21 protein-coding genes are annotated in these 24,817 nt (G+C 35.9%); 13 read left to right on the top strand and 8 right to left on the bottom strand.

Annotated elements, in window-relative coordinates; all coding sequences use genetic code 11:
• Nucleotides 1-87 precede the first annotated feature (87 nt).
• Nucleotides 88-855 carry an exodeoxyribonuclease III gene (locus ACTB0X_RS06410; protein WP_463024167.1) on the bottom strand — a complete coding sequence of 256 codons (768 nt, stop codon included), beginning with the start codon at nt 853-855 and terminating at the stop codon, nt 88-90.
• 132 nt (nt 856-987) lie between these two features.
• Here ACTB0X_RS06410 and ACTB0X_RS06405 point away from each other — a divergent pair, with 132 nt between their 5' ends.
• Complete coding sequence (locus tag ACTB0X_RS06405) at nt 988-4,491, top strand: hypothetical protein (RefSeq protein WP_463024166.1); 3,504 nt, start codon at nt 988-990, stop codon at nt 4,489-4,491.
• A 1-nt stretch (nt 4,492) separates the two neighbouring features.
• Here the strand turns inward: ACTB0X_RS06405 and ACTB0X_RS06400 are convergent, their stop codons facing one another.
• Nucleotides 4,493-5,419 (bottom strand): hypothetical protein, encoded by a 927-nt coding sequence (locus ACTB0X_RS06400; RefSeq protein WP_463024165.1) that lies wholly within the window; start codon nt 5,417-5,419, stop codon nt 4,493-4,495.
• Nucleotides 5,420-5,487: 68 nt separating this feature from the next.
• Between ACTB0X_RS06400 and ACTB0X_RS06395 the strand changes: the two genes are divergently transcribed.
• The 9 genes from ACTB0X_RS06395 (at nt 5,488) to ACTB0X_RS06355 (ending at nt 14,377) form a co-directional block, all read left to right on the top strand.
• On the top strand, nt 5,488-6,177 hold the full coding sequence (locus tag ACTB0X_RS06395; RefSeq protein ID WP_463024164.1) for a ComF family protein: 690 nt from the start codon (nt 5,488-5,490) through the stop codon (nt 6,175-6,177).
• Between the two features lie 32 nt (nt 6,178-6,209).
• A complete protein-coding gene (locus tag ACTB0X_RS06390; RefSeq protein WP_463024163.1) occupies nt 6,210-7,274 on the top strand; it encodes an endonuclease/exonuclease/phosphatase family protein in 1,065 nt (354 codons plus the stop codon).
• A gap of 87 nt (nt 7,275-7,361) precedes the next feature.
• Nucleotides 7,362-7,844, top strand: a complete 483-nt coding sequence (locus ACTB0X_RS06385) for a GAF domain-containing protein (RefSeq protein ID WP_463024162.1) — start codon at nt 7,362-7,364, stop codon at nt 7,842-7,844.
• Complete coding sequence (locus ACTB0X_RS06380; RefSeq protein ID WP_463024161.1) at nt 7,845-9,452, top strand: Ig-like domain-containing protein; 1,608 nt, start codon at nt 7,845-7,847, stop codon at nt 9,450-9,452.
• 64 nt (nt 9,453-9,516) lie between these two features.
• Nucleotides 9,517-11,340 (top strand): M2 family metallopeptidase, encoded by a 1,824-nt coding sequence (locus ACTB0X_RS06375; RefSeq protein ID WP_463024160.1) that lies wholly within the window; start codon nt 9,517-9,519, stop codon nt 11,338-11,340.
• A 211-nt stretch (nt 11,341-11,551) separates the two neighbouring features.
• Nucleotides 11,552-12,109 carry a DUF2971 domain-containing protein gene (locus tag ACTB0X_RS06370; protein WP_463024159.1) on the top strand — a complete coding sequence of 186 codons (558 nt, stop codon included), beginning with the start codon at nt 11,552-11,554 and terminating at the stop codon, nt 12,107-12,109.
• Between the two features lie 886 nt (nt 12,110-12,995).
• On the top strand, nt 12,996-13,235 hold the full coding sequence (locus ACTB0X_RS06365; protein ID WP_463024158.1) for a hypothetical protein: 240 nt from the start codon (nt 12,996-12,998) through the stop codon (nt 13,233-13,235).
• Nucleotides 13,217-13,531 carry a type II toxin-antitoxin system RelE/ParE family toxin gene (locus ACTB0X_RS06360; protein WP_463024157.1) on the top strand — a complete coding sequence of 105 codons (315 nt, stop codon included), beginning with the start codon at nt 13,217-13,219 and terminating at the stop codon, nt 13,529-13,531. Before ACTB0X_RS06365 ends, ACTB0X_RS06360 begins: the two co-directional genes overlap by 19 nt.
• A gap of 345 nt (nt 13,532-13,876) precedes the next feature.
• Nucleotides 13,877-14,377, top strand: coding sequence for a hypothetical protein (locus tag ACTB0X_RS06355; protein WP_463024156.1), 501 nt, complete (start codon nt 13,877-13,879; stop codon nt 14,375-14,377).
• Between the two features lie 696 nt (nt 14,378-15,073).
• On the opposite strand, the gene ACTB0X_RS06350 is transcribed toward ACTB0X_RS06355, so the two are convergent.
• From ACTB0X_RS06350 to ACTB0X_RS06340, 3 genes are read right to left on the bottom strand one after another with little or no spacing between them, the layout of a single operon-like run.
• On the bottom strand, nt 15,074-15,451 hold the full coding sequence (locus tag ACTB0X_RS06350) for a hypothetical protein (RefSeq protein ID WP_463024155.1): 378 nt from the start codon (nt 15,449-15,451) through the stop codon (nt 15,074-15,076).
• Nucleotides 15,448-15,675: a hypothetical protein gene (locus ACTB0X_RS06345; protein WP_463024154.1), complete on the bottom strand. Its 228-nt coding sequence runs from the start codon at nt 15,673-15,675 to the stop codon at nt 15,448-15,450. The genes ACTB0X_RS06350 and ACTB0X_RS06345 overlap by 4 nt, the downstream gene beginning before the upstream one ends.
• A gap of 17 nt (nt 15,676-15,692) precedes the next feature.
• Nucleotides 15,693-16,883, bottom strand: coding sequence for an ATP-binding protein (locus tag ACTB0X_RS06340; protein ID WP_463024153.1), 1,191 nt, complete (start codon nt 16,881-16,883; stop codon nt 15,693-15,695).
• A 415-nt stretch (nt 16,884-17,298) separates the two neighbouring features.
• Here ACTB0X_RS06340 and ACTB0X_RS06335 point away from each other — a divergent pair, with 415 nt between their 5' ends.
• From ACTB0X_RS06335 to ACTB0X_RS06325, 3 genes are read left to right on the top strand one after another with little or no spacing between them, the layout of a single operon-like run.
• Entirely contained in the window at nt 17,299-17,928 is a 630-nt protein-coding gene (locus ACTB0X_RS06335) for an HAD family hydrolase (RefSeq protein ID WP_463024152.1), read from the top strand.
• A complete protein-coding gene (gene mtnA, locus ACTB0X_RS06330) occupies nt 17,925-19,031 on the top strand; it encodes an S-methyl-5-thioribose-1-phosphate isomerase (protein WP_463024151.1) in 1,107 nt (368 codons plus the stop codon). Before ACTB0X_RS06335 ends, mtnA begins: the two co-directional genes overlap by 4 nt.
• Nucleotides 19,032-19,034: 3 nt before the next feature.
• Entirely contained in the window at nt 19,035-19,643 is a 609-nt protein-coding gene (locus ACTB0X_RS06325; protein WP_463024150.1) for a class II aldolase/adducin family protein, read from the top strand.
• On the opposite strand, the gene mce is transcribed toward ACTB0X_RS06325, so the two are convergent.
• The 3 genes from mce to ACTB0X_RS06310 all read right to left on the bottom strand — a co-directional run bounded on the left by mce (nt 19,640) and on the right by ACTB0X_RS06310 (nt 24,802).
• A complete protein-coding gene (gene mce, locus ACTB0X_RS06320) occupies nt 19,640-20,041 on the bottom strand; it encodes a methylmalonyl-CoA epimerase (RefSeq protein ID WP_463024149.1) in 402 nt (133 codons plus the stop codon). The genes ACTB0X_RS06325 and mce overlap by 4 nt on opposite strands.
• Before the next feature lie 66 nt (nt 20,042-20,107).
• The gene (locus ACTB0X_RS06315) at nt 20,108-20,902 is read right to left on the bottom strand and encodes a hypothetical protein (RefSeq protein WP_463024148.1); all 795 of its coding nucleotides are present in this window, start codon (nt 20,900-20,902) and stop codon (nt 20,108-20,110) included.
• 147 nt (nt 20,903-21,049) lie between these two features.
• A complete protein-coding gene (locus tag ACTB0X_RS06310; protein WP_463024147.1) occupies nt 21,050-24,802 on the bottom strand; it encodes an adenylate/guanylate cyclase domain-containing protein in 3,753 nt (1,250 codons plus the stop codon).
• Nucleotides 24,803-24,817 lie beyond the last annotated feature (15 nt).

Below are 24,817 nucleotides of genomic sequence, written 5' to 3'. Positions count from 1 at the left end.
ATTTTAAACTGATACAAATATTGTTCTTTTCCACTGAGCATGAATGATGCCGTAAAATAGTTTTAAACACCCAACTTTTAATTGACTTTAAAAATCAACTTCTACCAACACTGGGCAATGGTCAGAATGCTTGGCTTCTGGCAATATAGCGGCTCTTGTGAGTTTGTCGCTCAACGAATCACTTACCATATGATAATCAATGCGCCAGCCCAAGTTCTTACCTCTTGCACCAGCTCTATATGTCCACCATGAATAATTGTGTGGCTCTTTATTAAATACTCTAAAGGAATCTATAAAACCACTATCTATAAACTGAGTCACCCACTCTCTTTCTTCTGGTAAGAATCCAGAAGTGTTGGCATTTCTCGTCGGGTTGTGGATGTCGATTGCAGTATGACAAATGTTATAATCTCCACAGATAATCAAGTTTGGCACTGACTTCTTCAATTCATTGACGTATTGCTGAAAATCAGCCAACCATTCCATCTTGAATGCCTGCCGATCATCGCCAGAACTGCCGGATGGCATATAAACACACAAAACAGAGTATCCATTGTAGTCCGCTCGAATCACTCGACCTTCGAAATCATATTTTTCGATACCCATTCCATATTCCACATGAACAGGAGTTTCTTTTGTGAAAATAGCAACACCACTATACCCTTTTTTCTGAGCAGAATACCAATAGGTTTCATAGCCCATTTCTTCGATTTGATCTATTTCCACTTGGTCTTTGTTGGCTTTGGTTTCTTGTAAACACAGTATATCTGGCTGTGCAGCTTTCATCCAATCCGTTAAGCCTTTTTTCATGGCTGCTCTTACTCCATTTACGTTGTATGATATAATTCTTTTCATGATTTCGATCGCTTGTAATTTCTAAAGTGTGAAATTCTGAAATAAATTCCGGAGTTAAAACTTTCTCAATATACTCTACTCACTAAAAAGCTTAATTTTCCGTTAATTTACGGTCATCAAAGGCAGTCATTATTGAATACTTTCCGAATCCTATTCTTTTTACTCACTTTCTCGTTTTTGAGCGTTCAGGCTCAGGAAGGTTCTACCTATCGAGAAAAAACGATTCAAATAGATTCGGACACCCTATTGTTAGACACCTTAGCCATTGCGGTTGGCTCTGAATTATTATTGTTAAATGAAACTGTTTTGGACAGTAATCAGTATTCCATCAATTACGCGAAATCATTATTTATTCTCCATGATCCATCATTAATAGGATCCGAAATTTCGATTTCATATCGCATAATTAGTTTCGATTTTAATAAAGAATATTTCCACAAAGACATCAATAACATTCAAACTGCTGACCCAGGTCTTCCAAATTTCTACTCCATACGACCTGATGAAAACAAGGAAAATGTTTTCGACCTCGGCGGACTGAATAAAAGTGGTAGCATATCTCGAGGTGTCTCATTTGGAAACAACCAGGACTTGTCAGTCAACTCGAACTTAGACTTACAACTTTCTGGAAAATTATCGGACAACATCAATATCCGAGCAGCCATTTCTGATGACAACATTCCTATCCAGGCAGAAGGAAATACCCAACAATTAAGAGAGTTTGATCAAGTCTTCATTCAATTGTACAACGATGATTTTGAACTAACAGCCGGTGATTTTAGAATGAATCGTCCGAAAAGTTACTTCATGAATTTTGATAAAAAAGTGCAAGGAGGAAGCATCAAAACTCACCTCTTTTTAGATAAAAATAAAGAAGAAGACAAAAAGAACCGAGCTGTGTTGCATTCGCAATTAAGTATCGCTGTTTCTCGTGGTAAATTTGCACGAAATGTATTGAGCAGCGGAGCGCCAAATGGTGGAATTGGAGTAGAAGGAAATCAGGGGCCTTATCGTTTAACAGGTGCAGAGAATGAAACTTTTATCATCATTCTATCAGGAACGGAGAAGGTATTTGTAAATGGAAAACTCCTAAAAAGAGGGCAAGAATTTGACTATGTGATTGATTACAATTCAGGAGAGGTAACCTTCACGCCAAACCAATTGATTACAAAAGATTCACGAATTATTGTTGAATTTCAATACTCTGAAAGAAATTACTCCAGATCACTCATTTACACCAATCAAACTTTTCAAAAAAAGAACTTAGAATTACGATTAAACATCTATTCCGAACAAGACAACAAAAAACAACCGTTACTTCAAGAGTTGAGCGATTCTGACAAATTGCTGTTGTCACAAATTGGAGATAGTCTAAATAATGCATTGGTTTCAGGAGCAGATACCATTGAGGAATTCATTAACGATCAGGTGTTGTACAAAAAAATTGATTCTTTAGGATATGCAGATGTCTATGTTTATTCCATCGATCCGGACAGTGCAAAATATCGAGTTCAGTTTTCTCAAGTGCCACTTGGACAGGGAGACTATATCCGCATACAAAGTGCTGGAAATGGGAAAGTGTATAAGTGGATAGAACCTGTAAATGGAATACCGCAAGGGAATTACATTCCATTTGTTCAATTGATTACGCCAAAGAAAACCCAAATGGCCACTTTTGGAGGAACCTATAAAATAAGGGAAACCACCACTATCAATTTCGAAGGAGCTGTAACTAAACGTGATCTCAATACTTTTTCAACACTAGATAGTGGTGATGATGAAGGGTACGGTTTTGAAGTAGAATTAGACCATAAATCACCTTTAATAAAGAAGGAAGAAAAAACGACTGTGCAAGTATTAGGTGGATTTCATTACGAACAACGGGGAGCAAATTTTAATCCGATTGAACGATATAGAGACATAGAATTTGAGCGAGATTGGAACATCAATGCACTCAATTTATCCGATAATCAATATTTAGGAAACGCTTATACAGGGCTAGATTTTGGACAAAAAGGAAAGGTTTTATACAACCTTGGACTATTTGCCAATGGTACCAATTACGATGGGATCAAACACAGTTATCAAGGAAACTTCCAACAGAATGGATATCATTTAAAATCAAATGGTAGCTTTTTAACAACTTCTGGATTAGTCAACTCTACATTTTTGCGGCATTACACAACACTGAGCAAAGACGTGAAATCTTTTACCGTAGGAGTTTATGGCGATCAGGAAAAAGCAATTTTCAAATTGGATAGCAATAAAATTAGTCTAAATAGCAACAATAAGTTGGAGTGGAAAGTATTTGTAAAAACACGAGATACTACAGCGAACTCCAACAAATATGAATTGAGCTATGGGCAGCGATTCGATTATCTGCCAAAAGCAACAGACTTAGGATTGGCCAACAAAGCAGAAGATTTTAATGCGTCCTTTTTATTGGCTAAGAATCCGAGTAATCGACTAAAAGGACAAGCCACTTATCGTCGATTAAAAACAGTAGACAGTGAGTTGAGTAATTTAGACCAAGAAAACACCCTACTCGGACGTTTGGAACATGATCTAAAAATATTGAAGGGTTTTATCAGCACGAACACATTCTATGAAATTAGCTCAGGACTAGAGTATAAAAGAGAATTTTCTTACATAAAAGTAACAGATGGACAAGGTATTTATTTATGGAATGATTACAATTCCAATAAAATAAAAGAATTAAATGAATTTGAAGTAGCCGGACCAAACAATGCTTTTCAGGCCAATTATATTCGAATTTTTACTCCCACCACCGAAACGGTTAAAGTATACAGCAATCAGTTTAATGAAGTGCTGTTTATCCGACCAGAGGTTCTGTTGGTGAATAAAAAAGGCGTCTTAAATTTGCTTTCCAAACTGTCGAACAAAACGGCGTATCGAGCAGAACGAAAAACATCCAGAAGTGATGATATTTACAACCCATTCAGCTCGCCAATAGAAGATTCCACCTTAATTTCTGTGAGCTCTACTATTTCCAACACATTTTACATCAATAGATTGGGGACTAAATTCGGAACAGACTTATTCTATCAAAATACCAAAAGTAAAAGTTTGCTAACCAATGGTTTTGAAAGTAGAACTTCTACTTCTCGGGAAGTGAGAAGTAGATTTAATGCGACCAACACCATTACTGTAAACACGACTTTTTCATTGAATGATAAGTCAAATATTTCAGATTTTTTCACAAACAGAAATTTTGAAATTGTGAGTTATGTGGCTCAGCCTAAAATCAGTTATCAGCCTGGAGTGCAGTTTAGAATAAGCGTATTTGGAGAATATGCAGACAAAGAAAATAAACTTGGAACTGAGCGTGCATTCAACCGAACCCTTGGAACCGAAGTGCAATATAGCAAAGCGGGGAAAGGTAATTTAACCGTTGAAGTGCGCTACATAGATATCAGCTTTAACAGTGCATCAAATAGCGCTTTGGCTTTTGAAATGCTAGATGGCTTGCAAGCTGGCGGCAATAGTACATGGACCGTAAATCTCCAGAAAAACCTTTCAAAATCCTTACAATTGAGCATCAACTACAATGGCAGAAAATCAAAAGATTTAGACACTATTCATTCTGGTGGGATGCAATTGCGCGCTTTCTTCTAACTTATTTCAAGTCTAATTTGGCTGTTCCAATTTCGTAGTCCTCCGCATAAATAGTAATGAAATATTCTCCTGACAAGAACTCCACTTCCTCATCTGCTTTAGAAAAATCTAAGCATGCATTTTTTGCAGAATTATCATAATCTATCGTCTGCTTGTCCGAGAAAACACCTTTTTGACCTTCAAATTCAAATCGGTAGTCATCACCTAATCCTTCAGATAGAATCTGACCATCAGGCGCTATGATTCGAATGTACAATGACTTTTTACCGGCTGGCGTAATCTTATTCTCGTCAATGTCAAAACAAACTCTAATTTTATCAGTTCTGCTTGCACGATCTGTGTCTTTACCTGTCATGTCGCGTTTTACACGCACTCCGTATGCATTAATATTTCTTGCTTGTAATCGAGAAGCTAACGCTACTTTACTACTCAAGCCTTCATTCTTTTCTTGCAATGATTGATTCGTTCTTTTCTCAGATGTTAATCGTTCTCTTACATCCGAATTTTCTCTACGCAACCCAACATTCATTGTATTCAACGAATCGATAGTGACTACATAACCTTTCATAATGGTTCTTAAAGTCTTGGTTTCTTTTCTCAATTTATAAATTGCGAAATCTTTATCCTTCACTTTAGCCAATAAATCTTCTATTTCGCTTTTTCTATTGGTCAACTCTGCGCGCATGGAATCGTTGTCCGTTTCCATATCATCGAAGTCTTCCAACATTTCTTCTAACTCTGATTGCAACTCAGTTCGCTCATCATTCAATACCTCAATTTCTGACCCTTTATTAGAGTTTTGACTCCTTAAATCAAAATATTGCCACAACAAAACCCCGCAAAATACTGCCAGTAAAACGACCAATACTATTAGAAAATTATTTATCTTGTTGTTATTATTACTCTTAGGTGTAATTTCTTCAGCCATTGGAACTATTTATTGAATTGAGAACTCAAATGTAATTTTATTTTGAAACCTACAAAAACTTAACCAATTTGGATATCTTAAAAAGAGGATTAAATCTATTGTTTTTTCCACGACACTGTTGTGCATGTAAACGTGCTTTACTTAAAAAAGAAAACCATATTTGTGCCCCTTGCATCACAACCCTACCCTACACCAATGCTCATTTAGAGAAAGATAACGCCATTGAAAGAATCTTTTGGGGACGTTTAAAATTAGAGCAAGCTTTCTCTATGCTGTACTTTAACAAAAAAGGAAAGGTGCAGAATTTAATGCACGAATTAAAATACAACGGGAAAAAAGAATTGGGAGAGGTGCTAGGAAATCTATATGCCGAGCACTTATTAAAAAACATTGATCTTAATCACATTGACATTATTGTTCCTGTTCCAATTCATCCAAAGAAAAAGCAAATTCGAGGATACAATCAAAGCGATTTTATTGCAAAAGGGATGGGTGAGCGGCTAAATATCCCCATGTCTGATAATTCTGTAGAAAAAAATGTACATACTTCTAGTCAAACCAATAAAAACAGACAGGAACGATGGGAGAATGTAGATAATACTTTCACCATTTTGAATGATGAAAATTTGATTAATAAACACGTCCTTTTAATTGATGATGTTTTAACAACCGGCTCAACGATTGAATCATGTGGAAATGAAATCTTAAAATTATCTAAAACCAAACTTTCAGTTGCCACCATTGCCGTAGGATTATAATTATATTTGTTTGTACAAAACAACCTACTATAATGGAACAATTTACAATAGCCTTAAGAATATGTGCTATTATACTAATCGTAATTACTGCCTTCCCGCTGATTCGTCATGACTTTTGGACGTTTCGAATCTTTGAATTTGCCAGAGCTCAAAAATTAATTCTCAATCTGTTTTTTCTTGGTCTCTACAGTTGTTTCTTTTCATTTTTCGAACTGGTGGACACCATCGTTTGGAGCCTTTTGATTTTGAATTTAGTCTACTTAATTTATCAAGTATTTCCTTATCTCCCGATTTCTAAAAAGCAAATAAAATCTGCAGATAAATCAGAAACTCCATCCATCAAGCTTTTGGTAGGAAACGTTTATCAATACAACAGAGAATTCAAAAAACTGAATGACCAAATACTTGCAGAAAACCCTGATTTGGTCTTATTGGTTGAAACCGATAAATGGTGGAAGGACCAATGTATTTCCAGTTTTGGAAAAAATTTCCCTGAGCAGATTTTGAAAGAAAAAGAGAACACCTATGGAATGTTGCTTTTTTCAAAATTGACCTTATCCGACACACAAGTACGTTATTTAATCGACGAAGAAATTCCTTCTATTACTACGAAAGTGGAACTTAAAAACGGAGAGTTGATCAAGCTGTTCGCCTTGCATCCAGTACCACCTGTTCCGACACAGAATTTGTATTCTACCGATCGAGACGCAGAAATTTTATTAATTGGAAAAGAGGCCAAAAAAGAAAAATTACCAGTCATTGTTGCAGGAGATTTGAACGATGTGGCTTGGAGCTACACCACCAATCTATTTCAAAAAATAAGTGGATTGCTAGATCCAAGAAGAGGACGTGGTTTTTACAGCACTTTTCATGCGCAAAAGCCATTGTTTCGGTGGCCTTTGGATCATATTTTCTGCTCCACTCAATTTAGGCTTCAATCAATGAAACGTTTGAAAGACATTGGTTCCGATCACTTTCCAATTTTAGTGCAATTGCACTTAGCACCAACCGAAGACAACACAGATCAGTTAAATGCAACCGAAGAAGAAAAAAGAGATGCTTCTGAAAAGATTGAAAATGGAAAAAACAACCATTGATTAAAATCGATGAACGACTTCTAGTTCCTAACAATCCATTTACAATGCATAATGTTTACTTTTGTCCTTCTGATTTAAAAACGCATAATGAGCGAAGATTTAAACATCGATTACAATTTAAGTAGAGCAGAAATGTACCAAGCAATTATTCCTCAAATAAAGGGTTTAATTTCTGGTGAAAGCGATCAAATAGCGAACATTTCAAATATCATAGCGGTATTAAAAGAAGCTTTTGGATTCTTTTGGGTAGGTGTTTATTTTGTAAAAGGCGATACACTTGTTTTGGGCCCATTTCAAGGACCTGTGGCTTGTACTCGGATCAAAAAAGGTCAGGGGGTTTGCGGTGCTACTTGGGAAAAAGGGCAAACCATAGTTGTTGAAAATGTAGACGAATTTCCAGGTCACATTGCATGTAGTTCTCTTTCTAAATCTGAAATTGTAGTGCCAGCTTTCAAGAACAAAGAGGTCGCACTAATTTTAGACATCGACAGCAATAAATTAGCCGACTTTGATCACATCGATAAACATTACTTGGAAGAAATTATCAAACTAATCGAGGAGGTCATTTAATTGAAAAATCAATCAATTTTATACGCTTTTTTTATAGCGCTAATTTTAACGGCATGTGCTCAAGTGGTATCACCAACAGGTGGCGAAAAAGACATTCTGCCACCAAAGGTTACCAATGCCAAACCTGAAAATGGAAGCACCAATTTCGATGCTAAAGAAATTGTCATCACCTTCGATGAATACATTCAATTGGGAACAATCAGTGAAGAGCTAAATGTATCTCCACCATTGAAATACAAACCTGACATTACCATTAAAGGAAAAGGAATTTCTATAAAACTGAAGGATACGTTAGCAGAAAATACTACCTACACTTTTAGCTTTGGCAATGCCATTAAAGACAACAATGAAGGGAACATCTTGGAAAACTTCACTTATGCTTTTTCTACTGGAAATGTGATTGATTCTTTATCAGCAAGTGGAATTGTTTTGGATGCTTTCTCCATCGAACCGAAGGAGAAATTTCTAGTGATGCTTTACGACAAAGTAGGCGATTCAATCCCTTACAAAGAGCTTCCTAGATACATCACAAGAACAAACAAAAGTGGTGATTTTCAATTTCAGAACTTGAAAGCAGGCAGTTATTCATTGTTCGCACTCGAAGACAAAAACCGAAACAACAAATTTGATCAGGCCAATGAAACCATTGCATTCAGAAAAGAATTGTTGGTGCTCAAAGGAGATGCTTCGGGCTTGAAACTGTATAGCTTTTTAGAAGATAAAACCAAACAATATTTAGTTAAAAACACCTACGATAAAGGAAAATTGACGTTGATTTTTAATCGACCAACGAAGAAAACAGAACTGATTCCTTTGGATGCTTCTTTTAAGAATCAATGGTATATAAAGGAACAATCGAAAGAAGGCGATACCATTTCCTATTTGTTTTTGATTCCAGATAGCACTTCATTTAAAGCTAAGATTAAAGCAGACACTTCAGCACCTGACACACTAGAACTAAAAGTCAATACCAAAAAGGAATTGGATTCTTTATTAAAACCAACCACTTCTGTTCCATCCAGTAGCTTTAATATTAGCAAACCGTTGCGTTTAAAGTTTCCTACTCCCTTAAAAGTTTGGGATCCCTTATTAATTACTTTGACAAAGGATTCCATTCCTGTTCCTTTTGAGCTGAAAGTAGTTGATTCATCGGCTAAAATAGTAGAGATTACAACTCAATTGAAAGAAGCAACCACTTACCAGATTCAAGTTTTACCTAAAGCGTTTGTCGATGTATTTGCTAGAACTACCGATACCTTAACATCCAAATTTACGACCACTGAATTAAAAGATTATGGGAATCTATCGGTGACCATCAATTCCCTAGATAGCGCCAATCTCGATGTCCCAATGATTTTGCAATTGATCAATTCTCAAAAGAAAATCGTAGATGAAAATCGAATTACAAACGGGTCGACAGTTCAGTTTAAATACTTGGATGCCGGCAATTACGCGCTAAAAGTGATCTTCGATTCGAATAGAAATGGGAAATGGGATACAGGTGATTATATTGTCAGACAATTGCCTGAAAAGACAGCACTTTACGAAGGCGAAATCGTCATCCGATCGAATTGGGACAAGAAAATAATCTGGAAAATCAAGCGATAGTTAACAGTTTTAATTTTGAGTTGTAATACTGTATATTTGGTAGACATAAACCAACTGTATAACCATGCAAATCAAAGTCATTTTAACAACTGCAATTGTTGCAGCTCTTTTTGGTTGTAACGCTCCAAAACAAGAAGAAACGAATCCTGGAGATAAAATCGTTGCGCAAGCCGACTCTTTCCTGACGGAATACAATCAAAAATACCAAGAACTTTACTATAAATCAGCAGAAGCGGCGTGGACGCTGAACACTCACATCGTAGAAGGTGATACCATTACTGGGCAATTAGCAGAGCAAGCAGATAGCATATACGCGGCCTTTACTGGTTCTGAGGCCAACATAAAAGCTTGCAAGCATTTCTTGGCAGAAAAAGAATTTCTTTCTCCACTTCAAGTGAAACAACTGGAAACCATTCTTTATAACGCAGGTAGTAATCCTGCGATCGCTGGAGATTTAGTTCAGCAACGAATTAAGGCAGAAACAAAGCAAACAGAATTGTTATTTGGTTTTGAAACGTTATTGAATGGTAAACCAGTTAGTGGAAATGAAATAGACGGCATTCTAGCTAATTCAAACAACCTAAAAGATAGACAACAAGCTTGGGAAGCCAGTAAAGAAGTGGGCAAAAACCTGAAAGATGGCTTGAATACCCTGCAGCAGTTGAGAAACCAAACCGTGCAGGCATTGGGATATGAAGATTACTTCGATTATCAGGTTTCTGCTTATGGAATGACCAAGAAAGAGTTGATGGATGTGTGTAAAGACATGGTGGCTGAAATGTGGCCACTTTACCGTGAATTACACACTTGGGCTCGATATACGTTGGCCAAAAAATACAAGCAAGAAGTTCCTGAAATGCTTCCTGCACATTGGCTGCCAAACAAATGGGGGCAAGAATGGAGTGGTTTGATAGAAATAGAAGGGGCAGATTTAGACAAAACGCTAGAACCTAAAGGTGCTGAATGGATTATGCAGCAAGGAGAAGATTTCTACAAAAGCATTGGTTTTGATGCATTACCAGCTAGTTTTTATGAAAAATCGAGTTTGTATCCTGCGCCTAAAGATGCCGACTACAAAAAGAATTCACATGCTTCAGCTTGGCATTTAGACTTGGATAAAGATGTACGTTCGTTGATGAGTGTGGAGCCAAATACCAGATGGTGGGGAACTGTTTTACATGAATTAGGTCACATTTACTACTACATGGAATATTCGAACCCTGAAGTACCGATGGTGTTGAGAGAAGGCGCCAATAGAGCCTACCATGAAGCAATGGGAAGTTTGATTGGCTTGGCAGCGATGCAAAAACCATTTTTAGTGGACAGAGGATTAATGAGTGCCGATGTAGAAACGGATGCCACGCAAGCGTTGATGGCTGAAGCCTTAGATTTTGTGGTTTTGATTCCTTGGGGTGCCGGTGTAATGACCGAATTTGAGCACGACTTATATGCGAAGAATTTACCGAAAGATCAGTACAATCAAAAGTGGTGGGAACTGAAAAAGAAGTATCAAGGAATTGTGCCTCCAACTGATAGAGGTGAAGAATACTGCGATGCCGCTTCTAAAACACACATCAATAACGATGCGGCTCAATACTACGATTACTCCATGAGCAATATTTTGTTGTTCCAATTTCATGAGCACATCGCCACTAAAATCTTAAAGCAAGACCCACATGCGACCAACTATTATGGAAACAAAGAAGTGGGCGCTTTCTTGAAAAAGTTGATGCATCCTGGAGCTACAGTTGATTGGAGAACGCACCTAAAAGACAATTTAGGAGAAGACATGTCGGCTAAAGCGATGTTGAACTACTTTGCTCCTTTGATGGATCATTTGAAAAAAGTAAACGAAGGCAGAACGCATACGTTGCCAGAGAGTATTTGATTGGGGGAATGGAGGTTACAACAATAACAAAATAAGCGAATTGAAGCATTTAGTTAAAAAGTATGAATTTGATGCATCCGCCAAAGGCGAGACAGACTCTGCGTCATATGCAGTTGTTGTGTTTAATTAAATGAAACTGTATAAATTCCATACTATTAATAAGAACCTTCTTTGGAGTTTGTCAAATTCCAAGAATTGGTATAGCAAGTTGTTGTACTTAAATGACCCATATGAAGCTTTTTTTGAAGACAAAACTGAAACAGATGTTTATAAAAGATTAAAGGAAAAGCTTTGTATTTGTAGCTTTTCAAAAAATAGAGAGGAAATCTTAATGTGGTCTCACTATGCTGATGAACATAAAGGTATTTGCTTGGAGTTTGACTGTGATGAAAATGAAGAGTTTAGAAGTTCGACTTTTCACATTGATTATGACAACAAAATATCGTCAATAAAAGAAATTGAAGTTACAAAAACGGGGCATTTATCTTTAAATGTGACATCAAACGGAAAGTGGTTGACTCAAAAACTAGAAACGTGGAAATATGAAGATGAAGCAAGAAAAATAGTGATTGAGGAGAATCCAAAATTGAAAGGTATTCCTAAAGATTTTCCAGGTAAATTAACTGCAATTTATTTTGGTGTTAACACAAGTCAATTTGATATCGATTTAGTAAAAAAGATAACAAAGGATTATAAAGAACTTAAATACTTTAAAGTCAAGTTAGGGTTGGATTCAGGAAAAATGTCAGATCAAGAGGAAATTTACTAAACAAAATCCGTTGGCGAGTACTTGTAGTCCGTATAGAGAATAAACTATAGATAGAATTTTTACTTTAGATTGATGTCAATCCGCTGGAATAGGATTTACATCCATGTTACTGTAAATCATATTTATAAAATTAAAAATCCGATAGATTTAATTAATTTAGGCTAAATTTAAAATATGGATATGACGCATCCGCCAAAGGCGAGTCAGGCTCTGCGTCTTATCCACTTGTTGTAGGTAATTAATAATAAAGACTTAAAGTGAAATTTTTTGAATATTTATATTGTAAATATTACAGCTTTCAAATGAAAGTTGGAAATGCAGTTGTAGCCCCTTTTAGTAGTATGTTAATAATTTCATTTACGATTATGCTATACTACTTTAGTTTTTTCTTTCTAACAATCATGATCTTTCCTAAAGAAGAATTGAATCTTAACATGGATGTTTTTAAATATGTTTCAATTGGACTGTTCTTCGGACTTATAATTTTATTTTACTTTATTTTTTTATACAATGGTAATTATAAAAGAATACTAAAAGAACAAGAAAAATATACTAATCGAAACTTTCCGGCAGTTTTATTTCCATTAATAGCCTTTGTATTATTTAATTTGGGTTGGATTTTAAAAATGTTGCAGAATCAAGAGACTCTATAAGAAGATCAATTAAAAACTAGCTCCCCCAAGATGTCCTAAATAGCAGTATATGTTCCGCAGTGGTTTCCTCCTAGCGACGGATAGGTTCAACCCTAAGGCAAATTGCTTTTGTAATTTGTGTCTTGTATTGTAAGTTACGTCATGGACTGCAAGTCCGTGCGAACAGAATAAAGAACTTCCTATATGATAACTAAATTTGTTTCGAAATAATTAACTTTACTTAAAACGAAAATATGGCAACTGTTGACCAAATAAAAAATGGTTTAATCGATAAGATTCTAAATATTCAGAACAAGGAATTTTTAAATGCACTTGATAAAATAATTTCTGCCTCTTTTTCAGTTAATAAAACTGAACTATCTGACTCACAAAAAGCGATGCTTGAAATGAGTAATGATGATATTATTCATGGAAGAACAATTTCTCAAGAGGCAATGAATAAAAGAAATCTCGAGTGGCTAAACGGACAATAATTTGGACCAAAACTGCAGATATTCAATTTGTAGGAATTCTTGAATATTGGTTAATTCGAAATAAATCTAATAGTTATCCTAAAAAACTAATTAAATTAACTGAGGAAAGAACGAATCAGATAGCAGACAACCCTGAACTATTTCAAGTCTCAGAAAATAAAGATTTTAGAGTTTCTATTTTGGGTAAGTTTAGTATTTATTACAAGGTATCTGACTCTGAAATAATAGTTGTTGCATTTTGGGATAACAGACAAGACCCTGATAAACTTCTTAAAATTCTACAGGAAAAATTGTGATTGTAAATTCATGCAAAAACTATTAGTTGTAGCAATATAATATAGCAACATTCAAAAGTCATACTTGCCTATTCGCTTTGACTACTAAACTGACACTTTTCTCTACAAAATTGCTTCTACTCCACTTCACAATCAGTTCGCGCGGACTTGTAGTCCGTGAAAATAAGCGTGAAAGAAGAGAGGAGTTTTAGTCCGATTAGCGAATATACTATAGAAAAAATATTTTTTTTGGTTTGATGTCAACGAAGTACAAATAGCTTTTGTAATTTGTGTTGTAAGTTACATCACTGACTGCAAGTCCGCGCGAACAGGTAATGTACCTTAACGAACATTAAAAAAAACCATATGACAAAAATTAGACTACTCTTCTTGTTGACCATTTTCATTTCAAATTTTGCGTTCGGACAGTCGGACAAGAAAAAGGAATTAAAAACTGAACTTATCGGAACTTGGGAATTTGTGGAGCTAAGGGACGCGCAAGGCAATAAAATGGACACGATTTTTCATACTGTTCCAGGACTCGACAAACCAGGTTGGGAAATTCCAAAAGGTCCTTTATTGACCTACAACGCTGACGGGACTTATTCTAAACAATTCACTCCTCAGAACACTGACACAGGAAAATGGTACTATGACAAGAAGAAAAAAGCAATTATTCAAATGCTTTATTACGAAAAGCCATATAAGATGGCAGCTCAGTATTTAATTGACAAAGGACACGCAAAAAAGGATGAAAATGGCGACTTCTACGAAGTGATTAATTACGAAGTTGTAGAACTCACAGACGACAAGCTAGCAATTCTTGAACGTGAAGGTCGACAAAGAACATTTAAGAAAAAGAAATAAAAAACGTAGCAAAACAATGGCTAGGAAAACACTCCGTTCGCGCGGACTTGCAGTCCGTGAAAATAAGCGTGAAGGAAGAGAGGCCTTTTAGTCCGACTAGAGAATAACTATAGAAAAAATCGTTTTTTTAGCTTAATGTCAACGAAGTACAAATAGCTTTTGTAATTTGTGTGTTGTAAGTTAAGTTACATCACGGACTGAAAGTCCGCGCTAACAGAAGTGTTTCAAGTCCGTTCTAACGAAATCAGTACTTTATAAAATGTGGAGTAATTTAAAGTTTAATGTATGGGAATATCTGTATTACAGAACAATGCTTTTTTACAGGAAAGTAGAGAGCAGAAAATCAGATGTTCATCACAGAAGTAGAGGCACTTTTTTACTTGCATTATGTATTAGCTTGAATTTTATGACTTTATTCTTCATAATTATGCCAATATTACTGAAGGAAAAGTTTTCTGAATTGGGTGAATATACATTGTTTAATTGTTTTTTAGGGGGACAATTTATAATAATCTTATTTATTTGTATGTATAAGTTTGGGAGCAAAAAACACGACATGGTCATTAAAAAATTCGAAAATGAAACCATAAAACAAGGAGACTTTAGAGGTACTCTTACGACACTTTATGTTTTGTTTTCGTTAGTTGCTTTTATATTAGTAGTTTTTCACCCATTCACTAATCCTTAAAGTTCCTCTTAGCGGCAGTCAAGTTCAACCAACTCTTCCCCAACTCTCCCCCGAAACCACCAAAACCACATACCACCAATAAATATTGCTAAAGTATCAAAAGGATCAGCAACAAATTCGGTGGAGAAAAATGGCAACACCCACTCTGAAGCAAGCATCAAAATAAGGAGCAGAATGGCAAATTCTATTTTGGAAAAATGGGTTTGTTTAAACAGCCATTCTCGTTCTATTAATAACAGTGGTGGAACTAAAGCACCCAAACAAAAGGGATCCAAATAAGCATCGATGAAAGAGAGATTGATCGCCAATCCTTTTTGCAAGATCTGGTGCACAATAAATAAAGCAGCAGGAATCCAAAAACTAAAATGCAACAATCGCTTTATCATAGTGTAAAAGCCATTGCAAACAGGAAGATGATCAATAACGCAGGACTTAAAATTATCAGGAGAATTATTCCCAATATTCGGATGGTCAATTTCCCTAGAATCGTTTTGAGAGAATCTCCCTTCTTTATTCTAGAACGCGTTCTCCATTGATCAAACCATTCTGAGGGACCAGTATTGGTGGATTTAACTTCCTGCTCTTCGATGTCTTTTCCTTTTTCCTCCATTTTTATCTACTCAACTACTAATACATCATTCCAAACAACCACAACGGCACTTTCTTACCAGTGGATAACTCCAAATTATCGGCTGCTATAAATGCATTTTGAACACCTTCTAACTGCTTAAACTTTTTATCCTTTCCACCTATTTCAAACGTATACTTCTCATCTACAAAAAAATCACCTTGAGGAGGACAAGACAATTCATGTGCAGCTTTCAATTGATTAAAGAAGAAAGTTTCTCGAGCATTGCCAATGGCTAAGGTATCAGACAAAGCAAATGCCTGATTGCTATTATTCAGATAGATCTTTTCTGGTTTATTCAATTGGCTCATTCCTTTCGTGCTACTGTAGAGCAATTGAATTAAATCTGCTTTTTCTAGTAGTCGCAAGTAGCGCATAAATGACTCACGAGAGATTCCAATTTTTTCACTGAGTTGCTTCACATTTGGTTTAAAAGGAACCAATTGAGAGATAATGGCCAACATTTTTTTGATATTATGCACTGCCGCATAATCTATGGCATGCACCACAGGAATATCCACTTCGATGATGGTATTGATGATCTGCCGAATTTTTTGATGGTAATTGTCTTCATCCTCCACAAAAAACGGATAATAGCCGCTACTTAAATAGTTTTGAAAATGCTGTAATGGCTTGAATTTTAAATTCAATTCACTCGCTATTTTTTCGTGATTGTTTAAGATCTCCTCTAATTTTAAAACTGGCAATTCTAACTTGGTTTTCAATTGAAGGTACTCTCTAAACGACAACCCATTTAAGTTATAGAACAAAGCTCGTCGACTTAAATCTCCTTGTGAATTCAGTATTTCAGTGGTCGATGAGCCTGATATCCTCAATTTCAATTCAGGCAAATTGTCGTATATATTTTTGATCTCTATTGACCAATTTGGGTATTTCTGTACTTCGTCCAAATACAAAATTCGCCCACCTTGCTGCACATACTCTTCTGCAAAATCGACTAAACTATGGGTGCTAAAATACAAACTATCCAAACTGACATAAGCCGCTTCTGTAGCCGGCAAGTTCAAGCTTTTAAGGTGCTGAACAAACAATGTTGTTTTTCCCACACCTCTTGCTCCAGTCAATACCAACAACTGCGCATCCCAATTGATTCGATCAAATAGATAACGGCCAAAATCAATGTCTAACCGACTTAATTTCCGCACCGACCAATTTAAGACAGTTTCCATATTTGAGTGAATTTAGGAGAAACAAGCAATTGTGCCATTTCAATGTAGCAAATATACCTCTTTTTGTCATGTTCATATTGCAAAATTGCCATATTTTGCAATGTCAAGATTACACTTTTGGTATTTTAAGTCTTTTAACCATTTCAAAGTGTTGATATAAAGTAGATTGAAACATTAAATCAAAATAAATTTTGGCCCACCTCCATTCAATATTAGCTATCCAACATCCCCCAAAAGGGAATAATTTCAAGTTCTTGTTAAGTATATATTGTAAAAAATACAAATTATGTCATATCAATATTGCATTATTATCTAAAAGTGTAAATCTCAGTTTACAAAATTGTACAATTACAGTTAGCAGCCATTTTTTAACTATCGGTATCATTTCCTAATTTAGCGCATTGAAAAAAAGCGAATGAATCAGTTAATACAAAACGCAAAAAACATCATTTTTGACCTCGGTGCTGTCATTATCAACATTACTCCCGAAACGGTTGTCAACGCTTTTAAATCGGCTTACAGCGGCAATTTTGATAAAACGTACAAGCAATTAGTCGCCACAGGAATTTTTGAGGACTATGAAATCGAGAAAGTCAATTCTACACTGTTTTTAGCAACGATTTACGATGCATTGGATGGACAAATCAGTCTTCAAGAAATTGAAGTCATTTGGAACAAGATGCTGTTGGATATTCCACCAAAGCGAATCAAGATACTTCAAGAACAAAAGCAGCTTAAGAACACCTACTTGTGCAGCAATACCAATGAGATTCATATTGATGTGATCAATCAATACCTAAAAGACGAATTCAATGTGAATGGATTAGACCCATTATTTCACAAGGTCTACTTATCCTATAAATTAGGGATTCGTAAACCAAACCCAGCAATTTTTGAATTAATTTTGAACGAACATCAATTGGTTCCTTCCGAGACGTTATTTATAGATGATAGTGCAGAGCACATCGCTACAGCGAATAAATTAGGAATTCAAACGATCCACCTGACGGGTGATTTAACATTAGAAAAAATCTTCAACGCATGATAATTAAAGGCGAACATAAACGAACAATTTGGGTAGATAAAAACAACAGTCAATTGATCCAAACTTTTGATCAACGATTGTTTCCACATAAAGTAAAAATCGTGGATGTCACTACCTCAGCAGAAGCAGGAGTTGCCATTAAAGACATGATTGTTAGAGGAGCGCCACTGATTGGAGCAATGGCAGCTTATGGTATTTATTTGGCTGCGGTGGAGTATAAAGGCGAAGACATTATCACCTACTTAAACGAACGTAAGGGTTACCTCAACGAAACTCGACCAACAGCGATCAACTTAGCTTGGGCACTGAATGAGCAATTCAATAACATCAAAGGATTAGCCCATCAATCAGAGATTATAGCGGCATTGTTGAAAGGTGCCAATAAAATAGTTGAAGATGATGTAGAAACTTGTCGAATGATTGGTCAGCATGGTTTACTAATTATCGAAGAAATTGCAGCAAGTAAACCTGGAGAAACGATCAATATTTTGACGCATTGCAATGCTGGTTGGTTAGCGTGTATTGATTGGGGAACAGCTACTTCACCGATTTATCAGGCGCACCAAAAAGGAATAAAAGTACATGTTTGGGTGGACGAAACTCGACCACGAAGCCAAGGTGCGAACTTGACCTCTTTTGAACTGAACGAGCAAGGTGTTCCGCATACATTAATTACAGACAATACTGGTGGACATTTGATGCAACACCATATGGTGGACATGGTGATTGTGGGAACCGACAGAACTACAAGAAGTGGTGATGTTGCGAACAAGATTGGAACCTATCTGAAAGCATTAGCAGCAAATGACAATCATGTTCCGTTTTATGTGGCCTTGCCGTCCTCTACAATTGATTGGGAAATTAGCGACGGCGTAAAGGAAATTCCTATTGAAATGCGTTCGGAAGACGAAGTGAAGTATGTATTTGGAAAAGGAAAAAACGGAATGGAATCGGTATTAATTTGCCCAGAGACAACACCAGCAGCCAACTACGGTTTTGATGTTACACCTGCCCGTTTGGTCACCGGATTAATTACTGAAAGAGGAATTTGTGAAGCAAGCGAAGAAGGATTAACCAATCAGTTTCCTGAGCAAAAAAGATAAGCTATGATTGACGAAGGTTATATAAAATTTGAGCTCTTTTGGGAGCAACAAGCGAATGATTTTAAATTCGACATCAGCAACTTAATGCATTGGAGAGACAAAATGCATGAGTTGAATTTGATTGGAAATTATCCAGATTTAGGAATCGGGTTTGGAAACATCAGTCAAAAGTTTGAGGAAGGCAATGAATTTGTGATTTCAGGCACTCAAACAGGAGACATTTATCCCATTTCAGAAAAACATTTTACCACGGTTACCCATTATGACTTAGCTGCTAATTCAGTTTGGTGTAGAGGGCCACTAAAGGCCTCCTCAGAATCAATGACGCATGCTGCCATTTATGAGTTTGACGAATCCATTAAAGCCGTAATTCATGTGCATCACCTAGAATTGTGGAAACAGTTATTAAATAAAGTTCCGACTTCAAAAGTGGAGGTTCCTTATGGCACACCAGAGATGGGCATGGAGATCAAACGCCTCTTTGACGAAGAAAATTTAGCCACTGAGCGCATCATGGCAATGGCTGGTCATGATGAGGGCATCATTACTTTTGGAGCCACTCTAGAAGAAGCTGAATCCGTTTTAATGGAGTATTACAACCGAATGGCTTAAGGTTTCTCTTGGCACAATTCAACCAGTAATCCACCAGTTGATTTAGGGTGCAAGAAAGCAATCAACTTATTGTCTGCACCAGCTTTAGGGGTTTGATGAATCAACTGAAAACCTTCATTGGTCAATCGCTCGATTTCAGCCTCAATATCATCTACATCAAAAGCGATGTGGTGCGTTCCTTCGCCTCTTTTCTCAATAAACTTTGCAATTGGGCTATCAGGAGAGGTCGCTTCCAATAACTCAATTTTACTTTGTCCAATACGCATGAAAGCAGTTTTCACTCCTTCGCTCTCCACAGCTTCGGTTTTATAAATCTCTGTATTCAACAATGCTTCATAAACCTTTGCTGATGCCTCAATGCTTTTTACAGCTATCCCAATGTGTTCAATCTTTCTCATAGTAGTTCATAAAAAAGCCCTCTTCATAATAATGAAGAAGGCTTTAGTTTATATTCTATCAACCAATTATTTGATTGTAATTGTTTCTGTTTTATTGTCGTAACTCAAGTAGTATAGTCCTTTTTCCAAAGTAGAAATATTGGCGTTCGATCCATATCCACGCTTTACAATGTTACCGTACTTATCGTAGATTTCATAAAGCGTTTCTCCGTTTGAAAATGCAATTTCACCTTTAAACTTGGTTTTTCCATCCAAAGAAATTTCAGGAACAGAAGAAGTAAAGTCTGCGGCTGGAGAATAACGAGGCTTTCCAGTATAATCCACTTGTTTTACTCTTGCTTTGTTAGCTCCCGAGTGAGGAGTTACTTTGAATGCATATTTATGAGCTCCAGGTACTCCATTACCTTTCACTTCACCAACTTTCACCCATTTGTTCCATCTGAATTGCTCAACAATGTAATCCATTTCTCCAGTTTCATTGTTGGTTGTCCAATTCAATACTCCATCTTTATCAAATGAAATTTGGCTTGTATTAAAAGTAGATTTTGGCTTCAACACATCAGGATTCAAAACTTGGACATCACAATCGTCTTTGTGTTTAATGTTGACAATTACTGGGTCACCTAATTTCAATTTAAAATTGTTAAAATCGATTTCAAATGCACTTGAATTTATTTCATCAGTAGATAATTGTCCATTAACAGTCACCTCAAAAACGCAGAAACCAACTCCAGAACCTCCAAAAGAGTTTTTGACAAATAAATTTTTTCCTTGGTAGTGGCCTTCTAAAACAAGAATTCCTGCGTTAGCAGTTACCGCAAACAACAAGCATAAGACACTAATAACAAGACTTTTCTTCATAATTAACCGTTTCTAATGAGGATGGTATTCTCAACTACAATAATAAAGTGTTTCCGTCCAATATCAAAATTAAATCAATATAAATATCGGACTACTAATTTAGTAAAAATTCAACATTTCGCTAACTAAATATTAATCCTCGACGAATCAATCATTATTCTCGTATTTCTTCAATACTTCCTTCAGTTCAATAATTCTTTTTTGTTTCTCTGGATCTCTTCTTTTCATAGACGATTCAGTAAAATATTTATGCATAGTCAGGAACTTAACTTGCAAATGGTCCCAATCCTCGGGAGATTTGAGCTTGCCAAATTTCATTAATTCTTGCTTTAAAGTTTCTGCCTTTGGGTAAAAATCATTTCTTCCTAGATAATCCAAATCTGCATCACACATCATTTCTTCCAAATGAGATTTTGGATTATGAGGCACTTTCGTTGCTTCAATTAGCGTAATCACCAAATCAATTTGCTCTTCGGTATATCCAAAACTAGGCAACATCTCTTTTGCCATTTGACCTCCAATTGGCTCATTACTTTCATAAGATTCGATAAATCCAGCATCATGAAACAGGGCTGCAGTTTTGAGTAGGTATAGTTCTTCTCCCCTTACACCTTCCCATATTGCTAATCGTTCTACACTCTCACAAACATCTTTTGTATGATGAATTCCATGGTAATACAATCCTTCAGGCAACTCATCACCTAGTCGTTTAATAATGTACTTCTCAGCATTTCTATAGTTAATATTACTATAAAGCTTTAAGTTCACATAATGCTCAAATGCTTCATTGGGTGTAATCCCATCTTCATTTTCGGAAAGCTCAGGTTTTACCCCATGCACATAGTACATGTCAATTTCGCCTTTATTTTTAGCGGGAATTTTTCCACGATATTCACATACAAAAAACTCAGCAACAGCTTCGTAAGTTGTCCCAGAAATATTAATCATTCCCACTTCGCAAGCGGTTTCTAATCGGCTAGCTATATTTACTGTATCTCCCCAGATATCGTAAGCAAAACGTTTAATTCCAACTACACCTGCAATAATATCACCGGTATGAATTCCGATTCTCAACGCCCAAGGTTCTTCTCCTTTTGCCTCCATTTTCACGGCCTCTTCTTGCATGCACTTTTTAATATTCAAGGCAGCCAAAACGGTATCTATTGGATTACTCTTGTTTCTAATTGGAACACCTCCTGCACAGAGGTATGCGTCACCAACTGTCTTTATTTTTTCTACATCAAATTGAGCCGTAATCTCATCAAACTTGATAAAAAAGCTATCTAATTTTGCGACCAAATCTTGCGGCTTATAATTCTCAGCAATCTGTGTAAACCCAGCAAAATCAGTAAACATAACAGTAGCGCGCTTATAATTTCTTGCCTTTGATCGACCTCTATTTTTCAATTCTTCTGCCGTTTCTTTAGGCAATACATTTAACAGCAATTTCTCTGTTTTTTCTTTCTCTTCTTCGACTAACTTTTTCTGAAATTCAACTTCCTCTTTTTGTTTTATTATCTCAATGGTTCGATGTTTCACTTGAGATTCTAACAGTTTTTTCTGTTGTTTCACTCGCTTTAATCGACTTCTGTAATAGAAGAATATCAAACCCAATACTGTAAGAATAACTAGCGACCTAAACCACCATGTTTCCCAAATTGGAGGATGGATTGTCAGTGTGATTTTAACCGGTTCACTCCAAATATTATCGCTATTGCTGCCCTTTACTTTGAAGGTGTAGGTTTTAGCATTTAAGTTGGTATAAGTGGCTACTCGAGAATTATCGATGTATACCCAATCGTCATCAAAACCTTCTAGCATATAGGCATGCTTATTCTTCTTTGGGTTTGAATAGTGTAAGGAGGCAAACTCAAAAGCAATTACTTTTTGATCATAGTCTAAATCGATGTGTTTCGTTTGAGAAATACTTTGCTTTAGAATTCCATCGGTCGTAATGGGAACCTTCTTGTTGAATAAATTAAATCCTGTAATGACAATCTCTGGTGGATTTCTGTTGATAGCAATCTGATTCGGCGTGAATACGTTAAACCCATCAATTCCTCCAAAAAATAATTCTGAGTTTGCTGATTTAAACCCTGCGCCAGAGTTAAATTCATTGTTCTGAAGACCGTCCGTTTCGCTAAAATTGGTAATTAGCCCAGACTTTAGATTATACCGACTTAATCCCTTATTTGTACTGATCCAAAGGTTGTTATTATCATCCCCAATAATGGAGTTTATGGCGTTATTGGACAAACCTTCATTCTCCGAAATATTGGTTATCAACCTAGTTTTTAAATTATAGCTGTACAATCCCGCTGAGGTATTTCCAATCCAAAGCTCATCTTTCTCCACCCATAAAGTGGTAATGAAGTCATCTTTTATTTGAGGTTTTGAAATTCGATAGCGGTAAGGATTAATTCTTAATGTATGAAAACTAACCACTCCTTCTTCCGTTCCTAACCAAAGAGTATCTCCTTTAATAGTGGATATGGTTCGCACAATATTGGCTTTCACAGGGTCTTTTATTCCTTCAGATTTATCGAGAAAATGATCCAGCGTTCCAAATGTATTTAGTCGGAGTAACCCTTGTCTACTTCCAATATACACCTCCCCATTATCCAATACTTTAATGGAATAGGTTCTACTTGTATTTTTGGGATGAGGATAGTCTATAAATACTTTATTTACGGTATCAAACTTTTTAAACCCATCCTCTGTTCCGACCCAAAATCCATCAATTGCAGGTGCAATTGCAAAAATTCCATATCCTTGAATAGACCGATTTAATTTGGGTTGATAGGTATTAATTTCATTGGTCAAAAGATTATACTTGGACAAACCATTATCGCCACCAATCCAAACAATAGGTAATTCTTTGGAATATATGGTCCAAACCTTACTGTTGTCGATTTTCTCGTTTCCTGCGATAATTTGATAATGATTAAAATTCTGTCGTTCATTGTCAAACTTATTAATCCCAAAACGGGTTCCAACCCATAAAATGCCCGTTTTATCAGTTGTTAAACTCAAAATTGTGTTTGAACTCACTGAGGTAGACATATTTGAAGAATGTGTTGATCTTTCAAGCTTAGAAGTCTTCAAGTTATATCTAAACAGGCCAGAGTTTTTAGTACCGATCCACATGGATGCTTTATGATCTATATGTACGACTGATATCTCAGCATTCGACTCTTGAAATTCCTTACTAAAGTCTTTGTAAAGCGAGAAGAAAAACTTCTCATTCAGGTTGTAAACACCTGTAGAAGTATAAACATAAAGCACTTGCTTGTACTGTTTAAACCCAACAGCGTTTTCTTGATCTGAAATCCCTAATACATTACTAAAATTAGCTTCACCGGATAGTTTAGACTGTAAAACCCCTTTATTGGTAGCAATATAAATAGTTGAATTAAATATTTCTGCTCCATTAATTTGATGTGATTCTGTTTTCCAAAAGGAAGAAAAAATAGAAGTTGAAAGGTCAAGGGTGTAGATTTGATTTGCGGATATGATCAATAAATGTGTGGAATCAATTTCCATAATACTCAACACATTTATTTGTTTTTCAACTTCTAATGTGTAATTCTTAAACTTTAAAGTATGTGGAGAGTATGAAGAAATTCCATTATCAGTTGCGATCCAAATTAAACTTCTGTTGAATTGAACAATCTGATTAATGTTGTTGCCCCCTATAGAACTAGAATCATTTAAGTTATTAATATAGTTAGTGAATTGATACCCATCGTATTTATTGAGACCATTTTGCGTTCCAAACCACATAAATCCGTTTTGGTCTTGAAGAATTGTTTTCACACTACTTTGAGACAAACCGTCAGACGTGGTTATGCTCTGAAATTTAATAGTAGTTGCTTGGCCAATATGACTGGCGAAAGTCATAAACAGGAAAGCTAA

Source organism: Acidiluteibacter sp. (assembly GCF_055129545.1).
Note: the sequence above shows the minus strand (reverse complement) of the source record. Positions and strands in the feature narration are given on the sequence as shown.